The sequence below is a fragment of the Pseudomonas sp. SCPG-7 genome, from assembly GCF_002156405.1.
GTDB lineage: Bacteria > Pseudomonadota > Gammaproteobacteria > Pseudomonadales > Pseudomonadaceae > Aquipseudomonas > Aquipseudomonas parakoreensis.
Genome location: NZ_MVOO01000002.1, coordinates 301418 through 327351 on the forward strand (window position 1 = coordinate 301418; position 25934 = coordinate 327351).

At 59.4% G+C, this 25934-nt stretch carries 28 protein-coding genes; 12 read left to right on the forward strand and 16 right to left on the reverse strand.

The window, feature by feature from the left end:
• The first annotated feature begins 27 nt into the window (after nt 1-27).
• Nucleotides 28-810, forward strand: a complete 783-nt coding sequence (locus tag B1722_RS05710) for a PhzF family phenazine biosynthesis protein (RefSeq protein ID WP_041068354.1) — start codon at nt 28-30, stop codon at nt 808-810.
• 87 nt (nt 811-897) lie between these two features.
• Here B1722_RS05710 and B1722_RS05715 read toward each other — a convergent pair whose 3' ends face one another.
• Together B1722_RS05715 and argF are read right to left on the reverse strand one after the other, a co-directional pair.
• Nucleotides 898-2007 (reverse strand): ABC transporter ATP-binding protein, encoded by a 1110-nt coding sequence (locus B1722_RS05715; RefSeq protein WP_041068357.1) that lies wholly within the window; start codon nt 2005-2007, stop codon nt 898-900.
• Entirely contained in the window at nt 2004-2924 is a 921-nt protein-coding gene (argF, locus tag B1722_RS05720; protein WP_047296204.1) for an ornithine carbamoyltransferase, read from the reverse strand. Before argF ends, B1722_RS05715 begins: the two co-directional genes overlap by 4 nt.
• Before the next feature lie 406 nt (nt 2925-3330).
• Here argF and B1722_RS05725 point away from each other — a divergent pair, with 406 nt between their 5' ends.
• From B1722_RS05725 to grxD, 3 genes are all read left to right on the forward strand, one after another.
• Nucleotides 3331-3621, forward strand: coding sequence for a hypothetical protein (locus B1722_RS05725; protein ID WP_041068361.1), 291 nt, complete (start codon nt 3331-3333; stop codon nt 3619-3621).
• Between the two features lie 137 nt (nt 3622-3758).
• Complete coding sequence (locus B1722_RS05730) at nt 3759-5864, forward strand: molybdopterin oxidoreductase family protein (protein ID WP_086791772.1); 2106 nt, start codon at nt 3759-3761, stop codon at nt 5862-5864.
• A 97-nt stretch (nt 5865-5961) separates the two neighbouring features.
• Entirely contained in the window at nt 5962-6303 is a 342-nt protein-coding gene (grxD, locus tag B1722_RS05735; RefSeq protein WP_003227729.1) for a Grx4 family monothiol glutaredoxin, read from the forward strand.
• A 184-nt stretch (nt 6304-6487) separates the two neighbouring features.
• On the opposite strand, the gene bfr is transcribed toward grxD, so the two are convergent.
• Nucleotides 6488-6961 (reverse strand): bacterioferritin, encoded by a 474-nt coding sequence (gene bfr / locus B1722_RS05740; protein ID WP_041068365.1) that lies wholly within the window; start codon nt 6959-6961, stop codon nt 6488-6490.
• 200 nt (nt 6962-7161) lie between these two features.
• A complete protein-coding gene (locus B1722_RS05745; protein WP_003227725.1) occupies nt 7162-7380 on the reverse strand; it encodes a bacterioferritin-associated ferredoxin in 219 nt (72 codons plus the stop codon).
• A 313-nt stretch (nt 7381-7693) separates the two neighbouring features.
• Here B1722_RS05745 and B1722_RS05750 point away from each other — a divergent pair, with 313 nt between their 5' ends.
• Nucleotides 7694-8296, forward strand: coding sequence for a peroxiredoxin (locus tag B1722_RS05750; protein WP_007963972.1), 603 nt, complete (start codon nt 7694-7696; stop codon nt 8294-8296).
• A gap of 74 nt (nt 8297-8370) precedes the next feature.
• Here the strand turns inward: B1722_RS05750 and rnt are convergent, their stop codons facing one another.
• Both rnt and pyrC read right to left on the reverse strand, forming a co-directional pair.
• Complete coding sequence (gene rnt, locus B1722_RS05755; protein WP_003227721.1) at nt 8371-9048, reverse strand: ribonuclease T; 678 nt, start codon at nt 9046-9048, stop codon at nt 8371-8373.
• Complete coding sequence (gene pyrC / locus B1722_RS05760; RefSeq protein WP_047296199.1) at nt 9045-10091, reverse strand: dihydroorotase; 1047 nt, start codon at nt 10089-10091, stop codon at nt 9045-9047. Before pyrC ends, rnt begins: the two co-directional genes overlap by 4 nt.
• 160 nt (nt 10092-10251) lie before the next feature.
• Here pyrC and B1722_RS05765 point away from each other — a divergent pair, with 160 nt between their 5' ends.
• Both B1722_RS05765 and B1722_RS05770 read left to right on the forward strand, forming a co-directional pair.
• Complete coding sequence (locus tag B1722_RS05765) at nt 10252-11160, forward strand: OmpA family protein (protein WP_086791774.1); 909 nt, start codon at nt 10252-10254, stop codon at nt 11158-11160.
• 129 nt (nt 11161-11289) lie between these two features.
• Nucleotides 11290-12507: an argininosuccinate synthase gene (locus tag B1722_RS05770; RefSeq protein WP_027612065.1), complete on the forward strand. Its 1218-nt coding sequence runs from the start codon at nt 11290-11292 to the stop codon at nt 12505-12507.
• Between the two features lie 149 nt (nt 12508-12656).
• On the opposite strand, the gene B1722_RS05775 is transcribed toward B1722_RS05770, so the two are convergent.
• Nucleotides 12657-13361 carry a hypothetical protein gene (locus B1722_RS05775; RefSeq protein WP_086791776.1) on the reverse strand — a complete coding sequence of 235 codons (705 nt, stop codon included), beginning with the start codon at nt 13359-13361 and terminating at the stop codon, nt 12657-12659.
• Nucleotides 13362-13856: 495 nt separating this feature from the next.
• Between B1722_RS05775 and B1722_RS05780 the strand changes: the two genes are divergently transcribed.
• Nucleotides 13857-14483, forward strand: coding sequence for a response regulator transcription factor (locus B1722_RS05780; RefSeq protein ID WP_003227711.1), 627 nt, complete (start codon nt 13857-13859; stop codon nt 14481-14483).
• A gap of 87 nt (nt 14484-14570) precedes the next feature.
• On the opposite strand, the gene B1722_RS05785 is transcribed toward B1722_RS05780, so the two are convergent.
• The 8 genes from B1722_RS05785 to metG form a co-directional block, all read right to left on the reverse strand.
• A complete protein-coding gene (locus B1722_RS05785) occupies nt 14571-14750 on the reverse strand; it encodes a PA3496 family putative envelope integrity protein (RefSeq protein WP_041068377.1) in 180 nt (59 codons plus the stop codon).
• A gap of 107 nt (nt 14751-14857) precedes the next feature.
• Nucleotides 14858-15496 (reverse strand): endonuclease III, encoded by a 639-nt coding sequence (gene nth / locus B1722_RS05790; protein ID WP_003227707.1) that lies wholly within the window; start codon nt 15494-15496, stop codon nt 14858-14860.
• On the reverse strand, nt 15493-16074 hold the full coding sequence (locus B1722_RS05795) for an Rnf-Nqr domain containing protein (RefSeq protein ID WP_041068379.1): 582 nt from the start codon (nt 16072-16074) through the stop codon (nt 15493-15495). Before B1722_RS05795 ends, nth begins: the two co-directional genes overlap by 4 nt.
• Entirely contained in the window at nt 16071-16676 is a 606-nt protein-coding gene (locus tag B1722_RS05800; RefSeq protein ID WP_041068381.1) for an RnfABCDGE type electron transport complex subunit G, read from the reverse strand. Before B1722_RS05800 ends, B1722_RS05795 begins: the two co-directional genes overlap by 4 nt.
• Complete coding sequence (locus B1722_RS05805; protein WP_086791778.1) at nt 16673-17656, reverse strand: RnfABCDGE type electron transport complex subunit D; 984 nt, start codon at nt 17654-17656, stop codon at nt 16673-16675. Before B1722_RS05805 ends, B1722_RS05800 begins: the two co-directional genes overlap by 4 nt.
• On the reverse strand, nt 17643-18854 hold the full coding sequence (gene rsxB / locus B1722_RS05810; RefSeq protein WP_041068384.1) for an electron transport complex subunit RsxB: 1212 nt from the start codon (nt 18852-18854) through the stop codon (nt 17643-17645). Before rsxB ends, B1722_RS05805 begins: the two co-directional genes overlap by 14 nt.
• Nucleotides 18851-19420: an electron transport complex protein RnfA gene (locus tag B1722_RS05815; protein WP_041068386.1), complete on the reverse strand. Its 570-nt coding sequence runs from the start codon at nt 19418-19420 to the stop codon at nt 18851-18853. The genes rsxB and B1722_RS05815 overlap by 4 nt, the downstream gene beginning before the upstream one ends.
• 132 nt (nt 19421-19552) lie before the next feature.
• A complete protein-coding gene (metG, locus tag B1722_RS05820; RefSeq protein ID WP_086791780.1) occupies nt 19553-21604 on the reverse strand; it encodes a methionine--tRNA ligase in 2052 nt (683 codons plus the stop codon).
• A 342-nt stretch (nt 21605-21946) separates the two neighbouring features.
• On the opposite strand from metG, the gene apbC reads away from it, so the two are divergent.
• Nucleotides 21947-23041, forward strand: a complete 1095-nt coding sequence (gene apbC, locus B1722_RS05825; protein ID WP_086791782.1) for an iron-sulfur cluster carrier protein ApbC — start codon at nt 21947-21949, stop codon at nt 23039-23041.
• Nucleotides 23042-23136: 95 nt separating this feature from the next.
• On the opposite strand, the gene B1722_RS05830 is transcribed toward apbC, so the two are convergent.
• Nucleotides 23137-23895, reverse strand: coding sequence for an SDR family oxidoreductase (locus B1722_RS05830; RefSeq protein ID WP_086791938.1), 759 nt, complete (start codon nt 23893-23895; stop codon nt 23137-23139).
• A gap of 163 nt (nt 23896-24058) precedes the next feature.
• On the opposite strand from B1722_RS05830, the gene B1722_RS05835 reads away from it, so the two are divergent.
• The 3 genes from B1722_RS05835 (at nt 24059) to B1722_RS05845 (ending at nt 25884) form a co-directional block, all read left to right on the forward strand.
• Nucleotides 24059-24790, forward strand: a complete 732-nt coding sequence (locus B1722_RS05835; protein ID WP_086791784.1) for a HugZ family protein — start codon at nt 24059-24061, stop codon at nt 24788-24790.
• A 65-nt stretch (nt 24791-24855) separates the two neighbouring features.
• Nucleotides 24856-25332: an FxsA family protein gene (locus B1722_RS05840; protein ID WP_086791786.1), complete on the forward strand. Its 477-nt coding sequence runs from the start codon at nt 24856-24858 to the stop codon at nt 25330-25332.
• Nucleotides 25333-25590: 258 nt separating this feature from the next.
• Nucleotides 25591-25884 (forward strand): co-chaperone GroES, encoded by a 294-nt coding sequence (locus tag B1722_RS05845; RefSeq protein ID WP_003227685.1) that lies wholly within the window; start codon nt 25591-25593, stop codon nt 25882-25884.
• The last annotated feature ends 50 nt before the right edge of the window (nt 25885-25934 follow it).

The window sequence follows — 25934 nt, forward strand, 5'->3', positions numbered from 1 at the left end:
TCTGCCCACGGACTTAGGGAGAAGGTTATGCAGCTTGAGTTTCATCAGGTCGACGCGTTCAGCGACCGACCGTTCAGTGGCAATCCGGCGATGGTGTATCGGCTCGACGCATGGCTTGCGGATGAGTTGATGCAGAAGATCGCCGCCGAACACAATCTGGCGGAAACCGCGTTCGTGGTGCGCGAAGGCGCCGCGTGGCACATCCGCTGGTTCACTCCGACTACCGAAGTGCCATTGTGCGGGCATGCGACGCTGGCCAGTGCCCACGTGTTGTTCGAGGTCTACAAGGAAAACGTCGAGCGTCTGGACTTCACCTGCAAGTCCGGGCCGTTGAGCGTCAGCCGCGAAGGCGATCGCCTGTGGCTGGACTTTCCGTCGATCGTGCCATCGGCGATTGGCGTGACGCTGGATGTCGAGCGTGCGCTGGGTGTCGAGGCGGTGGATGTGCTCGGTTCCAACGAGTTGTTCGTGGTGCTGGAGTCGGAGCAGGCAGTGCTCGACTGCACACCGGACATGGTCGCGCTGGCGAAACTGCCGTGGCTCGGCGCCATCGTGACGGCGCGCGGCAATCAGCATGATTTTGTCTCGCGTTATTTCGCGCCGGCCATTGGTATCAACGAAGACCCGGTCACCGGTTCGACGCATTGCAGCTTGATTCCGTACTGGTCGAAACGTCTGGGCAAGTCGAGCCTGACCGCGTGCCAGCGTTCGGCGCGGGGCGGGGAGTTGTTCTGTCGGCTGGAAGGCGAGCGGGTGAAGATTGGCGGCAATGCGACGCTGGTTGCCAGCGGCACATTGATCCTCGGTTAACGCAAAACTTTGTTGGAGTGAGCCTTTGTAGTGAGGGGATTTATCCCCTCACCACAAAAAACCTCCACACTCCGATGTTCTGTTTGATCAGAGGGCGGTGCTGTAGCGGCGGACGCCGTTTTCCGCCGCCGGGATTTGTGCCGCGGTGCTGCCCGATGCCTGGAACAGGACCAGGTGTTCTGCAGCAACCCGAATCCCGACATTCGCACCCACCTGATGGTCGGCATGGCTGGGGAAGATCGATTCCAGCTGCGCGCCGGTCGGCAGTTGCAGGCGATACAGGGTCGAGGCACCGAGGAAGGTCTTGCCGACGATGCGTGCTTTCAACGCGCTGTCCGGCGCATAAACGATGTCATCCGGACGCAGCAACACATCCACCGCGCCGCCCACCGGCCAGGTGTAGGCGCGGTTGCCGCGCAGTTCGCCGAGTTCGGTCTGCACCGATTCCGGGCTGCCGAGCTGACCGCGAATGAAATAACCCTGACCAATGAAACTGGCCACAAACGGCGTCGCCGGCTCGTGGTAGAGATTGTAGGGTGTGTCCCACTGCTCCAGCCGACCTTCCTTGAATACGCCAACGTGATCGCTGACGGCGAAGGCTTCTTCCTGGTCGTGGGTCACCAGAATCGCACTGGTGCCACGGGCCTTGAGGATGTCACGCACTTCGTGACTGAGCTTGCGCCGCAGTTCGCCATCGAGGTTGGAGAACGGTTCGTCGAGCAGCAGCAGTTGCGGTTCCGGCGCCAGGGCGCGGGCGAGGGCGACGCGTTGTTGCTGGCCGCCGGAGAGCTCGTGCGGGAAGCGTTTGCCGAGGTTCTTCAGGTTGACCAGCTCCAGCAGCTCTTCGGTAACGCGCGCCTTGTTCGGGTGCTTGCGGATGCCGAAGGCGATGTTGTCCGCGACGCTGAGGTGCGGGAACAGTGCGTAATCCTGGAACACCATGCCGATCCGGCGTTTCTCCGGGGCCAGAGTGAAACCGGCGCTGGAAATGGTTTCGCCGCCCAAAGTGATTTCCCCTTCGTGCACCGGTTCAAAACCGGCAATCGCGCGCAGGGTGGTGGTCTTGCCGCAGCCGGACGAGCCGAGCAGGCAGCCGATGTCGCCGGCGTTGAGGTGCAGATTAAGGTTCTGCACCACGCGTTGATCTTGGTAGCCGCAAGCGAGGTTGCGCAGGTTCAGCAGTAATTCATGACTCATGCGTGGTGATATGCCGGTTCGACGAGGAACTCAAGCAGGGCCTTCTGTGCGTGGAGACGGTTTTCTGCCTGATCCCAGGCAACGGAGCGCGGGTCATCGAGCAGGTCGAGGCTGATTTCTTCACCGCGGTGCGCCGGCAGGCAGTGCATGAACAGCACATCTTCAGCCGCCAGATCGAGCAGGGCGCGGGTCACCTGGAACGGTGCAAACAGCTTCAGGCGCTTGGCAGTTTCCTCTTCCTGACCCATCGAAGTCCAGACGTCAGTGCTCACCAGGTGCGCACCGCGCACGGCGTCTTGCGGATCGCGGACGATGGTCACGCGATCGCCGGCGCGGGCGACGAACTCAGGATTGGGCTCGTAGCCTTGCGGGCAGGCAACGCGCAACTGGAAGTCGAACTGGATCGCCGCTTCTATATAGCTGTTGCACATGTTGTTGCCGTCGCCGATCCACGCCACGGTCTTGCCCTGAATCGAGCCACGGTGTTCGAGGAAGGTCTGCATGTCGGCCAGCAACTGGCACGGGTGCAGGTCATCGGACAGGCCGTTGATCACTGGCACGCGCGAGTTGGCGGCGAATTCGGTCAGGGTGCTGTGGGCAAAGGTACGGATCATCACCGCATCGAGCATGCTCGACATGACGATGGCGCAGTCGCCAATCGGCTCGCCACGGCCCAGCTGGGTGTCACGCGGCGAGAGGAAGATCGCCTGGCCACCGAGCTGGATCATGCCGGCCTCGAAGGAGATCCGGGTACGGGTCGAGGATTTCTCGAAAATCATCCCCAGGACGCGGTTTTTCAGCGGCTCGAACAGTACGCCGCGGTTACGCAGGTCCTTGAGCTCAACGCCTCGACGGATCACGCTGACCAGCTCTTCGGGCGTGCAATCCATCAGGGAGAGAAAGTGCCTTGCGCTCATCATTGACTACCTTTTTGTTACAAACCGCAGATGCTCAAAGCCTTGTTTAACGGAACAACGGGCGAGACCTGCGGCGTAAGCCGCACGGGGCGACGAAATAGGGGAAGGCGCGATATTGACACTAAATGTCGCGTTACGCCAATAGGCTACGGATTTTGCGGGATTCGGTTGAGCGTCGGATGTTGCTGTCGCACGTTTGATGAAGCCGGGTTCAGAGCCGCCACGAGCCTCTTTGTACACTGGCCTTGCAGGGCTTGGCAATTCAGCGTGGCGGGGATCGAGTCGCTTGGGTCGGTTTACGACCGTGGCGCCATGCCATCACTTGGTCGGATGCTCGGACTGAAACATTTGCTAAAGCAAAGTGCTGGGTTATAAATAAGTTTCGAGCGACGCAGGAAGCCTCCGCATGGAATCGAAAGAAAAACTGTTAATGGAACTGCTGGGTCACACGGCTCGCTCTTTGACCCATCTCACCGCGTCGGTGACCTCAATGTCCTTCGAACTGCTGCGCAGCGACGACGAAGTGGTCAAGACCGCTGGCCGTCACATGATCGATCGCATGGCGACCATCAGTGCCGGGCTCGACGAGCACTGGCGGCTGATCGGCGAACTCACCGGTGTGCACATCGCTCACGAGCAGATCGAGACCATTCAGGAAATCCAGTTGCAGGCGCCGCCGCAGCTGCCGTCGAATTGATCATGACGGCTTATCGGCTCGCCTGATAACCGTCGATTCACAGGACAAACGTCGCTGGCGCAGGATCTGCGCGAGGGTCATAGTTTTGTTCCCGCAGGCATGCCCGTTGCCTGCTCAGAACAAGACAGAGACTGGCCATGACCAAGACTCTCCATCACCGTGCCTGCCACCTGTGTGAAGCCATTTGCGGCCTGACCATCGAGACCACCGAAACCGATGGCAACGTTGCGATCACCTCGATCAAGGGTGACGCGCTCGACACCTTCAGTCGCGGGCACATCTGCCCCAAGGCCGTGGCCTTGCAAGACATCCAGAATGACCCCGATCGCCTGCGTCAGCCGATGCGCCGGGTCGGCAGCGAATGGCTGCCGATCGAGTGGGACGAGGCCTTTGCACTGGTGGCCGAGCGTCTGGCGGCGATTCAAGAGCGTCACGGGCAGAATGCGGTGGCGGTCTACCAGGGCAACCCGAGCGTGCACAACTATGGGCTGATGACTCACAGCAACTACTTTCTCGGCCTGCTGAAGACGCGCAATCGCTTTTCGGCGACTTCGGTCGATCAGTTGCCGCATCACCTGAGCAGTTACCTGATGTACGGCCATGGCTTGCTGCTGCCGATCCCGGACATCGATCACACTGATTTCATGCTGATCCTCGGCGGCAACCCGCTGGCGTCCAACGGCAGCATCATGACCGTGCCGGATGTCGAGAAACGCCTGAAGGCGATTCAGGCGCGCGGCGGCAAAGTGGTGGTGGTCGATCCCCGGCGCAGCGAAACGGCGGCCATCGCCGATCAGCACCTGTTCGTGCGGCCTGGTGGCGACGCGGCGCTTCTGTTCGGGGTGCTCAGCACCTTGTTCAGCGAAGGCCTGACCCGTGACAGCCACTTGCCGGTTGATGGCCTTGATGAAGTGCGCGCAGCCGTCGCAACCTTCACTGCCGAAGCCATGAGTCCGCTGTGTGCGGTGCCGGCCGAGCAGATCCGCCAACTGGCGCGGGATTTCGCTGCGGCGCCGAGTGCCGTGTGCTACGGGCGCATGGGCGTTTCGACTCAGGCGTTCGGCACCTTGTGTCACTGGGTGGTGCAGTTGATCAATCTGGTCACCGGCAACCTTGACCGGGTGGGCGGTGCATTGTGTACCGAGCCGGCGGTGGATCTGGTGGCATCGACCTCGGGCGGGCATTTCAACAAATGGCAAAGCCGGGTCTCCGGGCGACCCGAGTACGGCGGCGAGTTGCCGGTGTCGGCGCTGGCCGAAGAGATGCTCACCGAAGGCGAAGGGCAGATTCGCGCGCTGATCACTGTGGCCGGCAATCCGGTGTTGTCGACGCCCAACGGCCGGCAACTGGAGCAGGCGCTGGACGGTCTGGAGTTCATGCTCAGCATCGACCTGTACATCAACGAAACCACGCGTTACGCCGATTTGATCCTGCCGTCGACCTCGGCGCTGGAGAACGATCACTACGACACTACGTTCAACCTGTTCGCGGTGCGCAACGTCACTCGCTTCAACCGGGCGATTCTCGCCAAACCAGAGGGTGCGCTGCACGATTGGGAAATTTTCGTCGGCCTGGCCAAGGCTTTCGCCGAAAAGACCGGCAAGGAACTGAAACCGACCTTGCCGCCGGCGCAGATGATCGATATGGGCCTGCGCATGGGGCTGTATGGCGATGCGTCCGATCGGAAGCTGTCGTTGGCGACATTGTTCGATCACCCGCACGGGATTGATCTTGGGGCGTTGAAACCGAATCTTGCCGCTCGCCTCAAGACGCCAAATCAACGGGTGAAGGCTGCGCCGCCGGAGATCCTCGCTGATCTCGCACGCTTTGCGGCCTTGCAGGCGCCGGCAGCCGATGAGTTGTTGATGATCGGCCGGCGCCATGTGCGCAGCAATAATTCGTGGATGCATAACTACCATCGTCTGGTGAAGGGCAAGCCACGGCATCAATTGCTGATGCACCCGGATGACCTCGCCAGCCGTGGGCTCAACGATGGTCAGTTAGTTCGCGTTAGCTCGCGGGTAGGGCAGATCGAGGTCGAGGTGCTCGGCAGTCTGGACATGATGAAGGGCGTGGTCAGCCTGCCGCACGGTTGGGGACATGCTCGGCCGGGCGTGCAGATGGCGATTGCCAGTGGTCAGCCGGGGTCGAGCGCCAACGACCTGACCGATGAATGCCAGCTCGACGAGCTGTCGGGCAACGCGGCGCTCAATGGCGTGCCGGTGACGGTGGTGGCGGCTTGAATATGCCTGTCGGGGAGACCGAGCAGTGCGCTCGGGATTCCGTTACAATGCGTCACCGTGCCGACCCATGAGTCGGAAAGTTCAGCCGAGGTGCTCCATGGATATCATCGAAACGATTAAAGAGCAGATTGCCAACAACACCATTCTGCTTTACATGAAAGGCTCGCCGAATGCCCCACAGTGTGGCTTTTCCGCGAAAGCTGCGCAGGCTGTGATGGGCTGTGGCGAGAAGTTCGCCTACGTCGACATCCTGCAGAACCCGGAAATCCGCGCCAACCTGCCGAAGTACGCCAACTGGCCGACTTTCCCGCAACTGTGGGTCGGCGGTGAACTGGTCGGCGGCAGCGACATCATGGCTGAAATGTTCGCCAACGGTGAGCTGCAGACTCTGGTCAAGGAAGCATCGGCCAAGGCGGCTGCGGCCAAGTCCGAAGCCTGATCCGGCTTTCACTCGGCACATGCTTCTGCTGTAGGAGCTGTCGAGTGAAACGAGGCTGCGATCTTTTGATCTTCAGCCAATAAAAAGCCCCGCACCTCGAAAGAGGGCGGGGCTTTTTAGTGCGCTGGAAAAGTTAACGCGAGTTGCCGGTGCAATCTGAAAAGATCGCAGCCTGCGGCAGCTTCTACTCTTCGCCCATCTGCGATTGCAGATAGTTCTCGAGACCGACTTTATCGATCAGACTCAGTTGGGTTTCCAGCCAGTCGATATGCTCTTCTTCGGATTCGAGAATGTCTTCAAGCAGTTCACGGCTGCCGAAGTCGCCAACCGATTCGCAATGGGCGATGGCGGCTTTCAGGTCGGCGTGGCCGGTCTTCTCGATACGCAGGTCACATTCCAGCATCTCCTGGGTGTGCTCGCCGATGTGCAGCTTGCCCAGATCCTGCACGTTCGGCAGGCCTTCCAGGAACAGGATGCGCTTGATCAGCTTGTCCGCGTGTTTCATCTCGTCGATGGATTCGTGGTACTCGTGCTTGCCCAGCTTGTTCAGGCCCCAATCTTCATACATGCGGGCATGCAGGAAGTACTGATTGATCGCGACCAGCTCATTGGCAAGGATCTTGTTGAGATGCTGGATGACTGTAATGTCGCCTTTCATGATGGGAGTCCTGCCCTGTAATAGCCGTATATAAGGCGGAGTTTGAGCCGGGTACTTATAAGTGTCAAACCTAAGTTATTGAATAATAAATGAAATTAAATCTGAATAAGAATGTTTGTGTTCCGCGTCTGGCACCTAAGCACTTGATTTGCGGACATAAAAAAACCGGACAAAAGTCCGGTTCTTCGAAATCTGGTTAATTACGCAGCCGTAAATTCTACTGGATAGGGGATCGCGGCCTGAGCGGTTTGCAGCTTGGTCAGGGTTTCGCGAACCACTTCCTTGGCCAGGCAGGCACATTTGCCGCATTGGCTGGCGACGCCAGTGGCCTGGCGGACTTCTTTGTAGCTGCAGCAACCTTCATAGATCGCTTCGCGGATCTGTCCGTCGGTGACGCCAGTGCAGAGGCAAACATACATAAGTGAGAACCGTCGCTGGTTGTGACTCAATTGCGATGGATCTTAATGTTAACGAGAATGATTGTCAAAGTGCTTTCTGAATGGTTTTCGATCGAAAGGCCGGTCACTGACGAACGGTGATTAATGGCGGATTGCCTGGCCCGAAAATGCTGGTCCGTTATCCGCCTTGGGCAAAAAACCGTTAAGGACAGGCGAAAAACGCAGTGTATGATGGTCGGCCCTTGCGAAGCGGGTTCGTGTCACAGGGCTGTCGCCTGAGGGTGGCAGGCTGGCCCGGACCCTGAACTTCAAAGTTATTCACCAGGAGATATCCATGAGCGTACTCGTAGGCAAACAAGCCCCTGACTTCACCGTCCCGGCCGTACTCGGCAATGGCGAGATCGTTGACAGCTTCACCCTGTCCTCGGCCATCAAAGGCAAATACGGCCTGGTGTTCTTCTACCCGCTGGACTTCACCTTCGTCTGCCCGTCCGAGCTGATCGCTCTGGACAACCGCATGGCTGACTTCAAGGCGCGCAATGTGGAAGTGGTCGCCGTGTCGATCGACTCGCACTTCACCCACAACGCCTGGCGCAACACCCCCGTCAACAACGGCGGCATCGGCCAGGTGAAATACACCATGGCTGCCGACATGAAGCACGAAATCGCCAAGGCCTACGACGTTGAGTCCGAAGGCGGCGTGGCTTTCCGTGGCGCGTTCCTGATCGACGACAAGGGCGTTGTCCGCTCGCAGATCATCAACGACCTGCCGCTGGGCCGTAACATGGAAGAGCTGATCCGTCTGGTCGACGCTCTGCAATTCCACGAAGAGCACGGCGAAGTCTGCCCTGCCAACTGGAAAAAAGGTGACAAAGGCATGAACGCTTCGCCAGAAGGCGTTGCGGCTTACCTGACCGAGAACGCTGCTGCCCTGTAAGGCGCAACGTCGCGGTACAAAAAAACCGGCCCATGTGGCCGGTTTTTTTATGCGCGGGAAATACCCGACGAGGATCAGTCGTCGAAATCTTCCCAGCCGCCCATCTGTTTCCAGCGGTTGACGATGCCGCAGAACAGCTCGGCGGTCTTCTCGGTGTCGTAACGCGCCGAATGCGCTTCACGGCCGTCGAAGTCGATGTCCGCTGCCTGACAGGCTTTCGCCAGCACGGTTTGACCGTAAGCCAGACCGGCCAGCGTCGCGGTGTCGAAGCTGGAGAACGGATGGAACGGATTGCGCTTCATGTCCAGACGCGCAACCGCGGCATTCAGGAAGCCGAGGTCGAAGCTGCTGTTATGCCCGACCAGAATCGCGCGTTTGCAACCATTGGCCTTCAGCGCCTTGCGCACGCCACGGAAGATGTCGGTCAGCGCGGTTTCTTCGCTGACCGCCATGCGCAACGGGTGATCGAGCTTGATCCCGGTGAATTCCAGCGCTGCCGCTTCAATGTTCGCGCCTTCGAATGGCTCGACGCGGAAGAAGTAGGTGTGGTCCGGGTAAACGAAACCCTTTTCATCCATGGCGATGGTGGTCGCGGCAATCTCCAGCAGAGCGTCGGTGGCCGAGTTGAAGCCACCGGTCTCTACGTCGACGACAACCGGCAGGTAGCCGCGAAAACGCGCTGCCATTGGATGACGGGAACCGCCGCCGCCACCTTGACCGTCCAGTTCGTCGTCGAAATGGTCTTCACTCACGCGTGTTCCTCCAGCAGGCGCCAGCGCAGTTTTTCACCGGCGCGCAGCGGGATAACGTTCAGCTCGCCGAATGGCAGGCTGGTTGGGGCGGTCCATTCTTCGCGAACCAGGGTGATGCGATCGGTGTTGGCCGGCAGACCGTAGAAGCGCGGGCCGTTAAGGCTGGCAAACGCTTCGAGCTTGTCCAGTGCATTACGCTGTTCGAACGCTTCGGCATACAGCTCGATGGCGGCGTACGCGGTGTAGCAGCCGGCGCAGCCGCAGGCGGCTTCCTTGGCGTGCTGGGCGTGCGGCGCCGAGTCGGTGCCGAGGAAGAACTTCGCGCTGCCGCTGGTGGCGGCGTCGAGCAGGGCTTCCTGATGGGTATTGCGCTTGAGGATCGGCAGGCAGTAGAAGTGCGGCCGGATCCCGCCCACCAGCATGTGGTTGCGGTTGTACAGCAGGTGATGCGCGGTGATGGTCGCGCCAACGTTGGCCGAGGCTTCGTTGACAAACTGCACGGCGTCGCCGGTGGTGATGTGTTCGAACACCACTTTGAGCGTCGGGAATCGCTCGACCACCCGGCGCATGTGCTCATCGATGAAAATCTTTTCGCGGTCGAAGACATCGACGTCGCCACGGGTGACTTCGCCGTGGATCAGCAGCGGCATGCCGACTTCGGCCATGGCTTCCAGCGCCGGGAAGATCTTGTCGATGCTGGTGACTCCGGAATCGGAGTTGGTGGTGGCGCCAGCCGGGTACAGCTTGGCGGCGTGCACGAAACCGCTGGCCTTGGCCTCACGAATTTCTTCGGGCTGGGTGCGGTCGGTGAGGTACAGCACCATCAGCGGTTCGAAACGACTGCCGGCCGGGCGGGCAGCGAGAATCCGCTGGCGATAGCCATCGGCTTCAGCGGCGTTGCGCACCGGTGGTACCAGGTTGGGCATGATGATGGCGCGGCCAAAGGTGCGCGCCACATCGGCAACGGTATTGGTCAACACGGCACCATCGCGAAGATGAATGTGCCAGTCGTCGGGACGCAGCAGGGTCAGGCGGTCGGACATGAGGGGATTCCAGGCGGGTCAAACTGAGGGGAATGCTACCGGAAAAGACTCTTGCAGGCACTCGCTATCAAGTTTTGCCGGAACCTTCCGATAGCCCGTAGGTATGCCGTAAACATAGTGTGAATCGGTCTTTGTGTTACAGAAGCCAATGGAGCCTCCCGTGCGCCAGCGATATTTAGCCTTGCTCAGTGTGTTTGCCAGCCTCCCCGCGATGGCGCTCACCTACCAGACGCGTCTGGAGAACATTGAGTGGACGGTCGAGGGCGACAAGTTCGAGTGCCGTCTGACCCAGCCGATCACCGATTTCGGCTCGGGCCAGTTCGTGCGCAAGGCCGGCGAGCAGGCGATATTCCGCCTCAATGCCTACAACGCCATGCTCGGCGGCGGTTCGGCGACGTTGCTCGCGGCGGCCGCGCCCTGGCAGCCGGGGCGCAACGACATCAATTTGGGCAGCGTGAGGATCGGCACCGGTAACGTGCTGTTCAACAGTTCGCAATCCCAGGCCGGCGGACTGATCAGCGGTTTGCTCGACGGGCGCAGTCCGGTGGTGCGTCGTGCGTCCGGCGATGGCCGGGTTTCTGAAGTGCGTCTGTTGCCGGTCAAGTTCAGCAAGGCGTTCAACGAATACCAGACATGCGTGGCGAAGCTGCTGCCGCAGAATTTCGACCAGGTCAAACACTCGCAGATAGGCTTTCCTGGCGAAGGCACCGATCTGGATGCCGACGCCAAGGCCAGGCTGCAGGTGATGCTCGAGTTCATGAAGGCCGACCCGACGGTCAATCACATCGAACTGGATGGCTATTCCGACAACAGCGGTAATCGTCTGACCAATCGTGAACTGTCGCGCCGGCGCGCGCTGGCGGTGGTCGACTTCTTCAAGGCCAACGGCATCGCCGAATCGCAGATCACCGTGCGCTTCCACGGCGAGCAGTACCCGCTGGTGCCGAACAACAATGCGGCTAACCGGGCGAAGAATCGCCGGGTCAGCGTGAAGCTTGCACGAGTGGCGCCGACCACCGCGCCAGCGCCGCAAGCCAGTACGCCTGCCAATGCTGCGGCGACTTCCTGACCCGCCGGTCATCGTCGCGCTCTCGACAGATTCTGTCGCTTTGTCGTCTTAAGCTGTCGCGCCTCTGTAAATTATCGGATTTGAGCGGTAGACTCCTCGGCTTTCCGTAGAACCCCGTGGAGTGATGGCATGGCGGACGTAAACAAGGTCGTTCTGGCGTATTCCGGCGGCCTGGACACTTCGGTGATCCTCAAGTGGCTGCAGGATACTTATAACTGTGAAGTGGTGACTTTCACCGCTGACCTGGGTCAGGGCGAAGAGGTCGAGCCGGCTCGCGCCAAGGCTCAGGCCATGGGCGTCAAAGAAATCTACATTGACGACCTGCGCGAAGAATTCGTGCGTGACTTCGTGTTCCCGATGTTCCGCGCCAACACCGTTTACGAAGGCGAGTACCTGCTGGGTACTTCCATCGCACGTCCGCTGATTGCCAAGCGCCTGATCGAAATCGCCAACGAAACCGGCGCCGACGCCATTTCCCATGGCGCCACCGGCAAGGGCAACGACCAGGTGCGTTTCGAACTGGGTGCCTACGCGCTCAAGCCAGGCGTGAAAGTGATCGCGCCATGGCGTGAGTGGGACCTGCTGTCGCGCGAGAAGCTGATGGACTACGCCGAGAAGCACGCGATCCCGATCGAGCGTCACGGCAAGAAGAAGTCCCCGTACTCGATGGACGCCAACCTGCTGCACATCTCCTATGAAGGCGGCGTGCTGGAAGACACCTGGACCGAGCACGAAGAAGACATGTGGCGCTGGACCGTCTCCCCGGAGAAGGCTCCCGACACCCCGCAATACCTGGAACTGACCTACCGCAACGGCGACATCGTTGCCCTCGACGGTGTCGAAATGACACCGGCCACCGTACTGGCGACGCTGAACAAGATCGGTGGTGCTCACGGCATCGGCCGTCTCGACATCGTGGAAAACCGCTATGTCGGCATGAAGTCCCGTGGCTGCTACGAAACCCCGGGCGGCACCATCATGCTGCGTGCACACCGCGCCATCGAATCGATCACTCTGGACCGCGAAGTCGCTCACCTCAAAGACGAGTTGATGCCGAAATACGCCAGCCTGATCTACACCGGTTACTGGTGGAGCCCGGAGCGTCTGATGCTGCAACAGATGATCGACGCTTCGCAGGTCAACGTGAACGGTGTGGTTCGTCTGAAGCTGTACAAAGGCAACGTGATCGTTACCGGCCGCAAGTCCGACGATTCGTTGTTCGACGCTAATATTGCGACCTTCGAAGAAGACGGCGGCGCTTACAACCAGGCTGACGCGGCGGGCTTCATCAAGCTTAACGCGCTGCGCATGCGCATTGCAGCCAACAAGGGCCGCAAGCTGTTTTAAGTCACGCAGGTCTGTATGAAAAATGGCGGCTTGTCCCTGGACAATGCCGCCATTTTTTTATGCTCGTCTGGCGCTCTCCTGGATTGTCTGTCGCTACGGCCCACTCCGGGGTTTTCTTGAATACCCATTTCAGGCATCTGCCTTGCGTTTCATAGTTCTCTCAGAACCGTAGTGCTTTGTGTACTCACGTTATAGGCGACCAAGAGTTTCGCGCCGCCGCTTTTCTTCGACTGTCTGATAAGGCTGAGCGTCATTTGCTTGAGCAAAACCTCGGATGCGGGATCAGTCAAAAAAAGCACTGCCTTGGCCGATTGTTTGCCCAGGCGCGGAAAGTGTTCGACCAGCGTATTGAACGCCTGTGAGTTGTTCATCGGACGAACATCTATGGCACGCAACGTGCCCATGGGTTTGGGTAAATCAATGTTGTGTTCGATCCAAGGCTTATTCGCGAAGGCTATCTCAGCAGGCTGATGGCATGGCCTCTGGTCAGTACCGTGTGTTGGTAGCGTTGGTTCTGGTTTATTCGAATTTGATTTCTTGCCGGTTGCAATTGAAGTGTCTGTCGGAGACAAATCCGGGTTGCTCTCGGTGGTCTTGAGTTCCTCAAAGGTTTTTAGAAAGCTGTCGTCTTTCTCGAAATCCGAGGGGGCGTACAGAGAACGGTAGTTGAAGTTTAGTGTTAGAAAAAACAGCAGCAACAAGTAAAACGGAAAGCTGATCAGAAACCAGACATAGACCTCCCTTTCGTTGTTATCTAAAAAAGGCAAGGAAATGGCGGCTGATGATTCGGAAATAAATGCAAATATCGCAATTATAGTCATGGGGTTGGTTATCTTTTTTCTGGCTTTTATCATGGGGTGTGCTCATTAAATGTGTGTTTCCAATAGGTGGATTGGTTGGGTGTGGGTTGAAGTTTATACGTGAGGCTATTTTTATATTAAAGAAAATCAGTTGGGTAGAAGTATCTTGTTTCAGACATTGATTGTTAAAGTGCTCTGAACGGTTTGAATGTTGTTTTTATAATTGGTCATCTGCCAAGTGCCGATCGCGGATGAGTCACAGGTATTCATCGAACAGCAATATTCTGTCTGCAATCGATGAGCAACTTGCTCTGAAAGCGAGTGCGCAAAGGCTTCAGGGCGTAGTATTTTTCACGTCGATGCAGGGGGCGGAAAAACAGTCGGGTCATGGAAATAGTGCGTAAGTGGGTTTTTTTGTAGGAATAGTCTTTATTTGTTGTAGGGAATGTCTTTCGCTGGGAGTGCGATGGAACTCTCTTGTGCCATGTCGGAAGTGACTGGGCTATTGTGCGTGCTCTAAAAATTCGAACAGCGAAACTGGACTTGCCCATGAATAAAGTGCTGATCGTGGATGATCATCCCGTCATTCGTCTTGCTGTGCGTATGCTGATGGAGCGTCATGGCTACGAAGTCATTGCAGAAACGGATAACGGTGTAGATGCTTTGCAACTTGCGCGTGAACAGATGCCGGATATTGTTATCCTGGATATTGGAATACCGAAGCTCGATGGTCTTGAAGTTATTGCGCGTCTGAACTCGACACCGATGCCCTTGAAAGTTCTGGTGTTGACTTCCCAGGCCCCAGGGCATTTTTCAATGCGCTGCATGCAATCGGGGGCGGCAGGGTATGTCTGTAAACAGCAGGATCTGACGGAGCTGCTCAGTGCGATCAAAGCCGTACTGTCCGGATACAGTTATTTTCCCAATCAGGCCCTGCATACCGTACGTACCAGCCTCGGTAATGCCAGCGAGGCCGATATGGTAGACCGCCTGTCCGGGCGGGAAATGATGGTGTTGCAGCAGTTGGCGCGGGGTAAAACGAACAAGGAAATCGCCGATGGCATGTTCCTCAGCAACAAGACGGTCAGCACTTACAAGACCCGCCTGCTATTGAAACTCAATGCCCGGTCGTTGGTGGATCTGATTGAACTGGCGCAACGCAACGGGCTTGTCTGATGCTCCTGAAGCCCGAGGCAACGTGGGCTGCGCCATGTCAGATGCTGCAGAAAGTAAAAAGCCTCCGGTCAGGGAGGCTTTCAAGTGTCAAAGATCAAAATCGTAATCGGCCAATTGCTTTTGCAGTCGGCGCTCCTCAAGCAGGTTGTCGATGGTGCGGCGTTTGCTCAGATTGGTCTTGGCGACTTCGACCACGGGTTCGGCGTCGTCGGTTTCTACAGCGGTGAAATCGTCATCTACATCCAGTTGTTCTTTGCTGTCAGTCATAAGGTGAACTCCAGGCTAAGACTGCCTTTGGCGCTCCTTATATCGATATTCCTGCTGCGGGTAAAAAAGATTTTTTCAATCGATAAATCAATTATTCCAATAGCCAATCAATCGTCCGAGGTTTTGTGTTTGTACTCGCACAAATCCTCGATCCGGCAGCTGCCACAGCGTGGCTTGCGCGCCAGACACACATAGCGACCGTGCAGAATCAGCCAGTGGTGAGAATCCAGCAGGTAGTCTTTTGGCACAAATTTCATCAGCTTCTTTTCAACTTCAACGACATTTTTACCCGGGGCAATACCGGTGCGGTTGCTCACGCGAAAAATGTGCGTGTCGACCGCCATGGTCAACTGACGGAAAGCGGTATTCAGGACCACGTTGGCCGTCTTGCGGCCGACGCCGGGCAGCGCTTCCAGTTCTTCGCGCGTCTGCGGGACTTCGCCATTGTGCAGTTCGACCAGCATGCGGCAGGTCTCGATCACGTTTTTCGCTTTGCTGTTATAGAGACCGATGGTTTTGATGTATTCGGACAGCCCTTCGACGCCCAGTGCGTGGATCGCAGCGGGGGTGTTAGCCACCGGGAACAGTTTTGCCGTGGCCTTGTTGACGCCGACGTCGGTTGATTGCGCCGAAAGAATGACCGCGATCAACAACTCGAACGGCGAGGAATAGGCCAGTTCGGTCTTCGGCTCGGGATTGTCTTCATGAAGTCTGCGGAAGATTTCCAGACGTTTTGCGGCATTCATGGATGATGTGTTTCCTTGGAGAGAGCGTTCGAGCGGGTCCAGGCCTGGCGGGCGGCGAGCAGAAGCCCAAGCACGATGAATGCGCCGGGAACCAGGGTGAACAGGTGCAGCCCTTCGTTGAACAGCACCAGGCCTTGCCAGTGCTCAGGCAGGCCACGGCCGATATGGCCCTGACCGAACAGTTCACGCAGTGCCGCCAGTGCTAGTAGCAGCCCGCTCGACAGGCCAAAAAACTTCAGGCGCAGGCCAAATGCCTGGGCAAAGAATCCATTGTATTCCAACACTACGCATTGCAAGGCGATCAGCCCGGTATAGATTCCGAGTGACTGTTGCCACTGCAACGCCCAGCGTTGCGCGAGGATATTGGCGCAACTGGTCAGGGTGGCGGCCAGCAGCAGACTGGCCAGCATCCGGTCGCTGTCAGACAGTCGCGAGCGCAATGCGCCGAAACAGACACCGTAAACCGCCACGACGACGCCCGACATCAGCAGCATGCCCAGTGCGCTAGCCAGTGTTGTACTGGTGCCAAGCAGCACAATCAGCATCGAAGCATTCGTCAGGTTCGTCGGCCGGTTCATGATCCGATCCCCAGCAAGGTTGTCCGGTGCTCATCAAAGTAGCGCAGGGCGTCGTGGATGGCATTGACGGTGGCCCGGGAGGTGATGGTCGCGCCCGCCAGTTGATCGAACTGTCCCTGATCCTTTTTCAGCGCCCAGCCTGCGTCGTCAGGCGCGTGACGCGATTGCCCGGCAAATGTCGCCAGCCAGTGGTTCGGCCAGTCGCCAATCAGTCCGCCGAGTGCGGGCGTTTCGTTGTGCCGCAGGGTTTTGACCCCCAGCAGTCTGCCGTTGGCATCGATGGCGATCAGCAGCTCGATAACGCCGGCATAGCCCTCAGTCTGCGTGCGCAACAGCACCGCCACCGGCTGCCCGGCTTTGCTGGCGCGGTAACCCGCCAGCAATTTGCTGTGGCTCAACGACGCGTCAGTCAACGCCAGTGGCTGCTCCAGCGGCTGATTGTCGTATGCATCGGCCGCGAGCACATCGAGCAGCTTGCGGCTGTCGAGCAGGGCCTGCTCGCTGGCAATCTGCGGCGCACTGGCGCGTTGCACCACGTAAGTCAGGCCGAGCCCCGCGCCGGCCAGCAGCACGAGCATCACGACAGAAACCATGCGGCTCATGATTGCACCTGCGTCTGGCGGACGGCGGCAAAACGTTCCAGCGCTGGCACGCAGAGATTCATCAGCAACACCGCAAATGCAACGCCGTCCGGGTAGTCGCCCCAGGTGCGGATCAGGTAGGTGAGCAAGCCGACGCCAACGCCGAACAGCAGCCGGGCCAGCGGACTTCTGGCGCCCGACACCGGTTCGGTAATGATGAAAAAGGCACCGAGCATGGTTGCCCCGCTCAACAGATGAAACAGCGGTGAACCGTGGGAATCGGAACCCGAACCGTTCCAGCAGAGCAGGCTGACGAGAAACAGGCTGGCCAGCATGCCGACCGGCGCTTGCCAGGCGATTACCCGGCGCTGCAACAGCCACAGCCCGCCGGCGAGAAACGCCAGATTGATCCACTCCACGCCGCGTCCACCAAAGCGGCCGAACGCCGGGTTGGCGGCGAACAACTCATCCATGGTCAGGCTCTTGTTGATGCGCAGACTGTCCAGTGCAGTGGCCTGTACCCAGGCGTCCGGGGCCTGGCCCAAATTCAGGACTTGGGCAAAAGCGGCCTGCAGATTCATGCCGTGCGCCGGCCAGTGGGTCATCGGTTGTGGGAACAGCACCATCGCCAGGGCGAAACCGAGCATGGCCGGGTTGAACGGATTCTTGCCGACACCACCGTACAAATGCTTGCCGAACAGCAGACCCGAAGTCACCGCGGTCACGGTCAGCCACCACGGGCAGTAAGGCGGCAGGGCAGCGGCCAGCAGTGTCGCGCTGACCAGCGCGCTGCCATCGCTGAGCGTCGGTTGCAACGGTTGGCGCCGCAGGCGGGTGACGCCAGCTTCGATCAGCAGCGCCGTGCTCGCCGCCAGAATCAAATTGATCAGCACGCCCCAGCCGTAACACCAGAACAGTGCCAACAATCCCGGCAGCGTGGCCAGCAGCACCTGCTTCATCGCCTGTTGCAGGCGATCATCCGGTGCCTCACGGGGCAACATGGTCTTGCACCTGACGCTCGGCAGCCAGCAGGCGAGCGCGGGCCTTGTCGAGGATGTCATTCGGTGTGTCGGCACGGCGTTCGAGTTTGCTCAGGTCGGCGCGGGCGTAGGCCAATTCGGTTTTCAACTGGCGGAGCTGGTTGTCGATCGGGCGCTTTTCCACCCGGACCAGATCAGGCACAGGCTGCTCACTGGCCGCCTCTGCCACATGCAGGGCTTGCTCGGCATCACGCAGTGCCTGTTCCAGCGTGGCAATCTGCTGCGCGGGTGCTTCGGCGGTCTGAGCCTTTTTCAGTTCGGCGCGACGCATGGCCAACTGGATTTTTGCCCGTTTCAGATCCGCGTCTTTCGCTGGAGCCGGAGCCGCAGCGGCTGGAACGGCGGCGCTGCTTTCGAGTTTTGCCAGCGCCTGTTCTGCCGCTTCGAACTGCTGTTGCAGCACGATCAGTTGCGATTGCTGTTCGAAGGTCGGCGGATGACCGAAGGCTTTCAGCGATTTGTGCAATTGCGCGCGGCTCATGGCGACATCGATCTTGGCTTTCTTCAGCGCCGCATCGGCGGTTGCGGCTTTCTGCGCGCGCACCCGTTCCAGAGCTGCCTGCACCGGATCGAGAGTGGCCGTCGCCGGTTGCGCCGCCCGATGCGCACGGGCTTCGCGCTCAGCCTGTTTGTGCTGTTCTTCGCGTTGCAGGCGGGCGTTGCGGCGTTCGAAACGCTGGCGCGCATGATCGCGTTTGGCCGTGCGTGCGCGCAGCTCTTCAAGGCTGGTCGCCAGGCCACCGACCACCGGCAAGGTGCCGAGCGGCAGCGGGTGCATCTCGATGCAATCCACCGGACACGGTGCCACGCACAGGTCGCAACCGGTGCATTCGTCGATCAGCACGGTGTGCATCAGTTTCGCCGCGCCGACGATGGCGTCGATCGGGCAGGCCTGGATGCACTTGGTGCAGCCGATGCACTCGGCCTCGCGGATGTACGCCACTTGTGGCGGTGCCGCGCCGCGGCTGACGTCCAGTTCCAGCACCGGCACGTTCAACAGTTCAGCCAGCGCGGCGATGGTTTCGTCACCGCCGGGCGGGCACTTGTTGATCGGTTCGCCGTCGACGATGCCTTGCGCATAGGGCTTGCACCCGGGGTGGCCGCATTTGCCGCACTGGGTCTGCGGCAGGAGGGCATCGATGAGTTGAATCAGACTCATGTTTTGATCAGTCCACTGAATCCGAGAAAAATCACTGCGATCAGTCCGGCGCCGATCAGGTCGATCGGCAAGCCGCGAAAGGGCAGGGGAATGTCGTTGTCCGCCGTGCGTTCACGCAAGTCGCTGAACAGGCTCAGCACCAGCCAGAAACCTAGCCCGGCGCCGAGGCTCAGTGCCGCCGCCTGCAACAGGCCATGATCATTTTGCGCATTGATCAAGGCCAGCCCGAGCACGCCGGCATTGCCCAGCAACAATGGCCATAGCCCATCGAAGGGCCAGTCAGGCAGCGCACGGGTCAGCAGTTTCAATACCGGCGCGATCAGCAGCACGTTGAGTGGCAAGAACACGAACAGGTGCAGGGCCTGCAGTTGCAGCGGTACCAGCAGCCAGTGCCAGATTGCGTAACCGAAGATGCCGACGCTCAGCATCAGGCACCCCGTCGCCAGCCCCAGCGCATGCACCTGGCGCCGACTGCCGGCCAGCAACGGATCGACGCCCAGCGGCCAATGCAACACGAAGTTGTTGAGCAGGGCGGCACTGATCAGCGTAAGCGCAAGTTCGGTCATGGTTCTGCCGGCAGCAACGGGCGGGTGTCACTTAAGGTTAGGCATTATCCGGCACCCGCGAAGGGTGGGCCAGATATGAAAAATCCCACAGGCCTGCAGAACATGCCTGTGGGATCGTTTTACCACTGGGTCTTACTTGATGCGTTGACCCGGCTTGGCGCCGCTGTCCGGGCTCAGCAGGTAGATTTCTTCACCGCCAGGGCCGGCGGCCATCACCATGCCTTCGGACATGCCGAACTTCATTTTCCGCGGCTTGAGGTTGGCGATCATCATGGTCAGGCGACCGTCGAGTTTCGATGGATCCGGGTAGGCGCTCTTGATTCCGGAGAACACGTTGCGCTGCTCGTCACCGATGTCCAGGGTCAGGCGCAGCAGCTTGTCGGCACCTTCCACATGTTCAGCCTTGACGATCAGCGCGACGCGCAGATCGACGGCGGCAAAGGTGTCGAAGTCGATTTCCGGCGACAGCGGATCCTTGGCCAGTTCGCCATTGCCCGCAGGTGTGGCGGCGCCGGTGTCGGTCTGGCTGGCGGTCAGGTCTTCTTTCGAGGCGTCGGTCATGGCTTGCACTTTTACCGGGTCGATGCGGGTCATCAACGGCTTGAATTCATTGAGCTGATGGTTGGCCAGCAGCGTGGTGTGGTCGTTCCAGGTCAGCGGGGCGACGTTGAGGAACGCCTCGGCGTCGGCGGCCAGCAGCGGCAGCACCGGTTTGAGGAAGATCACCAGTTGGCGGAACAGGTTGATGCCGGTGGCGCAGATCGCCTGGACTTCATCCTGCTTGCCTTCCTGCTTGTTCAACGACCATGGCGCCTTGTCGGCGATCCAGGCATTGGCGCGGTCGGCCAGGGCCATGGTTTCACGCATGGCGCGGGCGAAGTCGCGCGCTTCATAGGCGTCGGCAATGCTTGGCGCCGCGGCGAGGAAGGCTTCGGTCAGCTCTGGCGCGGCATTGTTGTCGACCAGCAGGCCGCCGTTGCCCTTGTGGATGAAACCGGCGCAACGGCTGGCGATGTTGACCACTTTGCCGACCAGGTCGGAGTTGACCTTCTGCACGAAGTCTTCGAGGTTCAGGTCGAGGTCATCGACACCACGGCCCAATTTGGCCGCGTAGTAGTAACGCAGGTATTCCGGCGACAGGTGATCCAGGTAGGTACGCGCCTTGATGAACGTGCCCCGGGACTTGGACATCTTCTGGCCGTTGACGGTCAGGTAGCCGTGCACGTTGATCCCGGTCGGCTTGCGGAAACCGGCGCCTTCGAGCATGGCAGGCCAGAACAGGGCGTGGAAGTTGACGATGTCCTTGCCGATGAAGTGGTACAGCTCGGCGGTGGAATCCTTGCCCCAGAACGCGTCGAAGTCCAGCTCCGGCGTGCGGTTGCAGAGGTTCTTGAAACTCGCCATGTAGCCGATCGGCGCGTCCAGCCACACATAGAAATATTTGCCCGGCTCGTCCGGAATCTCGAAACCGAAGTACGGCGCATCGCGGGAGATGTCCCACTGTTGCAGGCCGGCGTCCAGCCACTCGGCGATCTTGTTGGCCACGGCGTCCTGCAGGGTGCCGCTGCGGGTCCAGGTCTGCAGCATCTGCTGGAAGTCTGGCAGCTTGAAGAAGAAGTGCTGGGAATCCTTGAGCACCGGAGTCGCGCCGGAGATGGCCGACTTCGGATCCTTCAGGTCGGTCGGGGCGTAGGTCGCACCGCATTTTTCGCAGTTGTCGCCGTACTGGTCTTCAGTGCCGCATTTCGGGCAGGTGCCCTTGATGAAGCGGTCGGCCAGGAACATTTTCTTTTCCGGGTCGAAATACTGGGTAATCGAGCGCTGGGCAATGTGCCCGGCATCGCGCAGCTTCAGGTAGATCTGGCTCGACAGCTCACGGTTTTCTTCGGCGTGAGTGGAGTGGAAGTTGTCGAAGTCGACCAGGAACTCGGCAAAGTCGGCGCTGTGTTCAGCCTGCACATTGGCGATCAGTTGTTCCGGGGTGATGCCTTCCTTTTCCGCGCGCAGCATGATCGCCGAACCGTGGGCGTCGTCGGCGCAGACATAAATGCATTGATTGCCGCGATGCTTCTGGAAGCGCACCCACATATCGGTCTGGATGTATTCCAGCATATGGCCAAGGTGGATCGAACCGTTGGCGTAGGGCAGGGCGCTGGTGACGAGGATCTTGCGTGGTTCGGACATGTGGGGCTTCGCTACTTGATGAAACGGAGGTCGGCCACTATAAAGCGCTGGCGCATATTTTTCACCCTGTGCACCTGTTTCCGGATGCGGCCACTGCAATAACCGGATGGGCCGACCGCAATAAATTGTGGCGAGGGAGCTTGCTCCCGCTGGGTGGCGAAGCCGCCCGATCCCGCCAATGGCAGACAGACAGGCTCAACCGGATTGCGACTGCTGCGCAGTCGAGCGGGAGCAAGCTCCCTCGCCACAAAGTCGAGTCAACGCATAAATCGCCTGACCACAAATCAATCTGCGGGGTACGATACCCGCCATCTTTTCCCAGTCTTGTTATCGGAGTTGCCCATGAGTGCCGTCACTCGCGCAGCGGTGGAAGCCGTCCTCAGCCAATACACCGACCCCTACCTGAACCAGGACCCGGTCAGCGCCGGTTGCGTGAAGCACATCGAGATCGATGGCGACCGCGTCAAGGTTCAGCTGGAAATCGGTTACGCCGCCGGCCTGTTCAAGAGCGGCTGGGCGCAGTTGCTGCAACTGGCCATCGAAAACCTCGATGGGGTGACGAGCGCCAGGGTCGAGGTCAACAGCGTGATCGCCGCGCACAAGGCTCAGGCCCAGATCCCGGGGCTGGCCAACGTCAAGAACGTGGTCGCCGTGGCTTCGGGCAAGGGCGGTGTGGGCAAGTCGACCACCGCGGCCAACCTCGCGCTGGCGCTGGCCCGTGAAGGCGCCAAGGTGGGGATTCTCGACGCCGACATCTATGGCCCGAGCCAGGGCATCATGTTCGGCATCCCCGAGCGCACGCGCCCCGAGGTCAAGGATCAGAAGTGGTTCGTGCCGCTCAAGGCCCACGGTGTCGAAGTCATGTCGATGGCGTTCCTGACCGACGACAACACGCCGATGGTCTGGCGTGGGCCAATGGTCTCCGGCGCGTTGCTGCAACTGGTGACGCAAACCGCGTGGGGCGACCTCGATTATCTGGTCATCGACATGCCGCCAGGCACTGGCGACATCCAGCTGACCCTGGCGCAGAAAGTCCCGGTGGCCGGTGCGGTGATCGTCACCACCCCGCAGGATCTGGCGCTGCTGGACGCACGCAAAGGCGTGGAAATGTTCCGCAAGGTCAACATCCCGGTGCTGGGCGTGGTGGAAAACATGGCGGTGCACATCTGCTCGAACTGCGGACATGCCGAGCATCTGTTCGGTGAGGGCGGTGGCGAGAAACTGGCCACCCAATATGGCGTTGAACTGCTGGCCTCGCTGCCGCTGTCGATGCTGATCCGCGAGCAGGCCGATGGCGGCAAACCAACGGTGATCGCCGAACCGGACAGTCAGATCGCGATGGTCTATCAGGAACTGGCCCGCCACGTCGGCGCGCGCATTGTGTTGCAGGAAGCGGCGACGCCGGCGATGCCTAACATCAGCATCAGCGACGATTGATCGGCGTCGTTTGCTAAAAGATCGCAGCCTGCGGCAGCTCCTACAGAAAAGCTCTGTGTAGGAGCTGCCGCAGGCTGCGATCTTTTGATCTTGCTTTAGATGCGCAACCCGCCATCCATCTCCAGAATCCGCCCGGTGTAGTAGTCGTTCTCGAAGATGTACGCTGCCGAATGGGCGATCTCTTCCGGCTTGCCCATGCGCTTGAGCGGGATACCCGAGGTCATCTTCTCCAGCGCTTCCGGCTTCATGCCCAGAGTCATCTCGGTTTCGATGAAGCCCGGCGCAATGCCCGCCACACGAATGCCGTAACGCGCCAGTTCCTTGGCCCAGGTCACAGTGGCTGCGGCCACGCCAGCCTTGGCGGCGGAATAGTTGGTCTGGCCGACGTTACCGGCGCGGGAGATCGATGAGATGTTGATGATCGCGCCGCTGGTCTTCAGCTCGACCATTTTCGCCGCCACTTCACGGGTGCACAGGAACACGCCGGTCAAGTTGACGTCGATCACTGCCTGCCACTGGGCCAGGCTCATTTTGCTCATTTCGCCATCTTTGACCTTGAGCAGCAGGCCATCGCGCAGGATTCCGGCGTTGTTGATCAGGCCGTGGATCGCACCGAAATCTTCGGCAACCTGCGCGACCATGTGCTCAACCTGTTCTTCATTGGCCACGTTGCACAGATAGCTGCGCGCCTCGACGCCCTTGGCTTTGCAGGCTGCCACCGCGTCATTGAGTTTTTCCTGATTCAGGTCGACCAGTGCGAGCCTGGCGCCTTTGCTGGCGAAATACTCGGCCATGGAGCGGCCCAAACCCTGGCAACCGCCGGTGATAATGATTACTTTGTCGTTGAGTTGCATGCGCATGCCCCGATAGCCGGTCTGAGTGGTTTTTGTTATTGGCGACGCTCGATCTGTACCGGTATGGCCAGATTGCACATGAGCATTGCCCGATGGCGTTACAGGGACTTATCCCCCGGCGCCTGTCCGTTTTTTCGACGGATTCTATTTAAGGAGTCATAAATTGAGCGTTGAAGCGGCCAAGAATGCCCGAGAATTGCTTCTCAAGGAATACCGTGGCGTATTGTCGACCCACTCCAAATCGATGCCCGGTTTCCCGTTCGGCTCAGTGGTGCCGTATTGTCTGGACGAGCAAGGCCGGCCGCTGATCCTGATCAGCCGCATCGCCCAGCACACTCACAACCTGCAGAAAGACCCGAAGTGTTCGCTGCTGGTGGGGGAACGCGAGGCCGACGACGTGCAGGCCGTTGGTCGCCTGACCTATCTGGCCGAGGCGCAAAAGCTCGAAGAGCCGGCGGCTATCGAAGCCGCCGCCGAGCGTTATTACCGGTATTTCCCCGACTCGCAGAACTACCACAAGGCTCACGATTTTGATTTCTGGGTGCTCAACCCGGTACGTCACCGCTACATCGGCGGTTTCGGCGCGATCCACTGGGTCGATCAGTTGACCCTGGCCAACCCGTTTGCCGGCAAGGCGGAAATCAGCATGGTCGAGCACATGAACAGCGATCACGCCAAAGCCATCGCGCATTACGTGGAGCTCAGCGGGTTGCCGAAAACCGTACCGGCGCAACTGGCCGGAATCGACAGCGAAGGCATGCACCTGCGCATCGGTCAGGCACTGTATTGGTTGCCGTTTCCAGCGCCTTGTCATACGCAGATACAAGTGCGCGAAGCCTTGGTTTCTCTGGCTCACGCCGAGGTCTGGCCAAAAAATGCGGTGGCTGACGCTTGAATTCACGAAAGGGCGACGTCATCTAAGGCTTACTGCAAGGCATTTCTTGCGTTGAGGAATCTTTGATGCGCCCTTTTTTGTTGCTCTTTCTGCTGTTTCCGGTGCTGGAGCTGTTCGTATTCGTCAAAGTGGCAGGGGCGATCGGGTTTTTCCCGGCCCTGCTGCTGATCATTCTCGGCTCGATGTTCGGCGTGTTCGTGCTGCGCATCGCCGGTCTGGCCACGGCACTGCGTGCCCGTGAAAGCCTGAATCGCGGTGAACTGCCCGCGCAGACCATGCTTGAAGGCCTGATGCTGGCACTGGCCGGTGGCCTGCTGATCCTGCCGGGTTTCGTCAGTGACGTGGTCGGTCTGGTGATGTTGTTGCCGTTCACCCGTCGCCTGCTGGCGAACAAGATGCGCCAGCGCGCCGAGGAGCAGGCCATTCGTCAGCGTGCTTTCGCCGACGACCTGCAACCCCGTGGCGGTCCTGCACCGCGCCAGCCTCTGGGCCGCGAGGGTGATGTGATCGAAGGCGAGTTCGAACATCGCGACAGCCAGTAACCCCTGCATCGACACGGCACCTTCGGGTGCCGTTTGTTTATGCGCGGCATTCAAGGGGCACATGATGAAAAATTTTCTGTCCCCGCCCTTGTAATAAGCTTATGCGCCCTTATGTATCGGTCACCGAAAGGTTTCCGGCATTCAAGCCGGACAGACTTCCGCGGTTTGCTCGACGAACCGCAACCGGCGCAGGCCGGATTTGTTAAACCCGCCGGGACTACACCGGCCGATGAAAACCACAATTAGGAGAGATCGACAATGAAGCTTCGTCCTCTGCATGACCGCGTCGTCATCCGTCGCAGCGAAGAAGAAAAGAAAACCGCTGGCGGTATCGTCCTGCCAGGTTCGGCTGCTGAAAAAGCCAACCACGGTGTGATCGTCGCTGCAGGCCCAGGCAAGACTCTGGAAAACGGTGAAGTGCGTGCGCTGGCCGTTAAAGTCGGCGACAAGGTTGTGTTCGGTCCTTACTCCGGCAGCAACACTGTGAAAGTCGACGGCGAAGACCTGCTGGTAATGGCTGAGAACGAGATTCTCGCTGTACTGGAAGGCTGATTTCCCCGCTCATTTTCCCGTTACTACAAAGTATTTAAGGAATATCGATC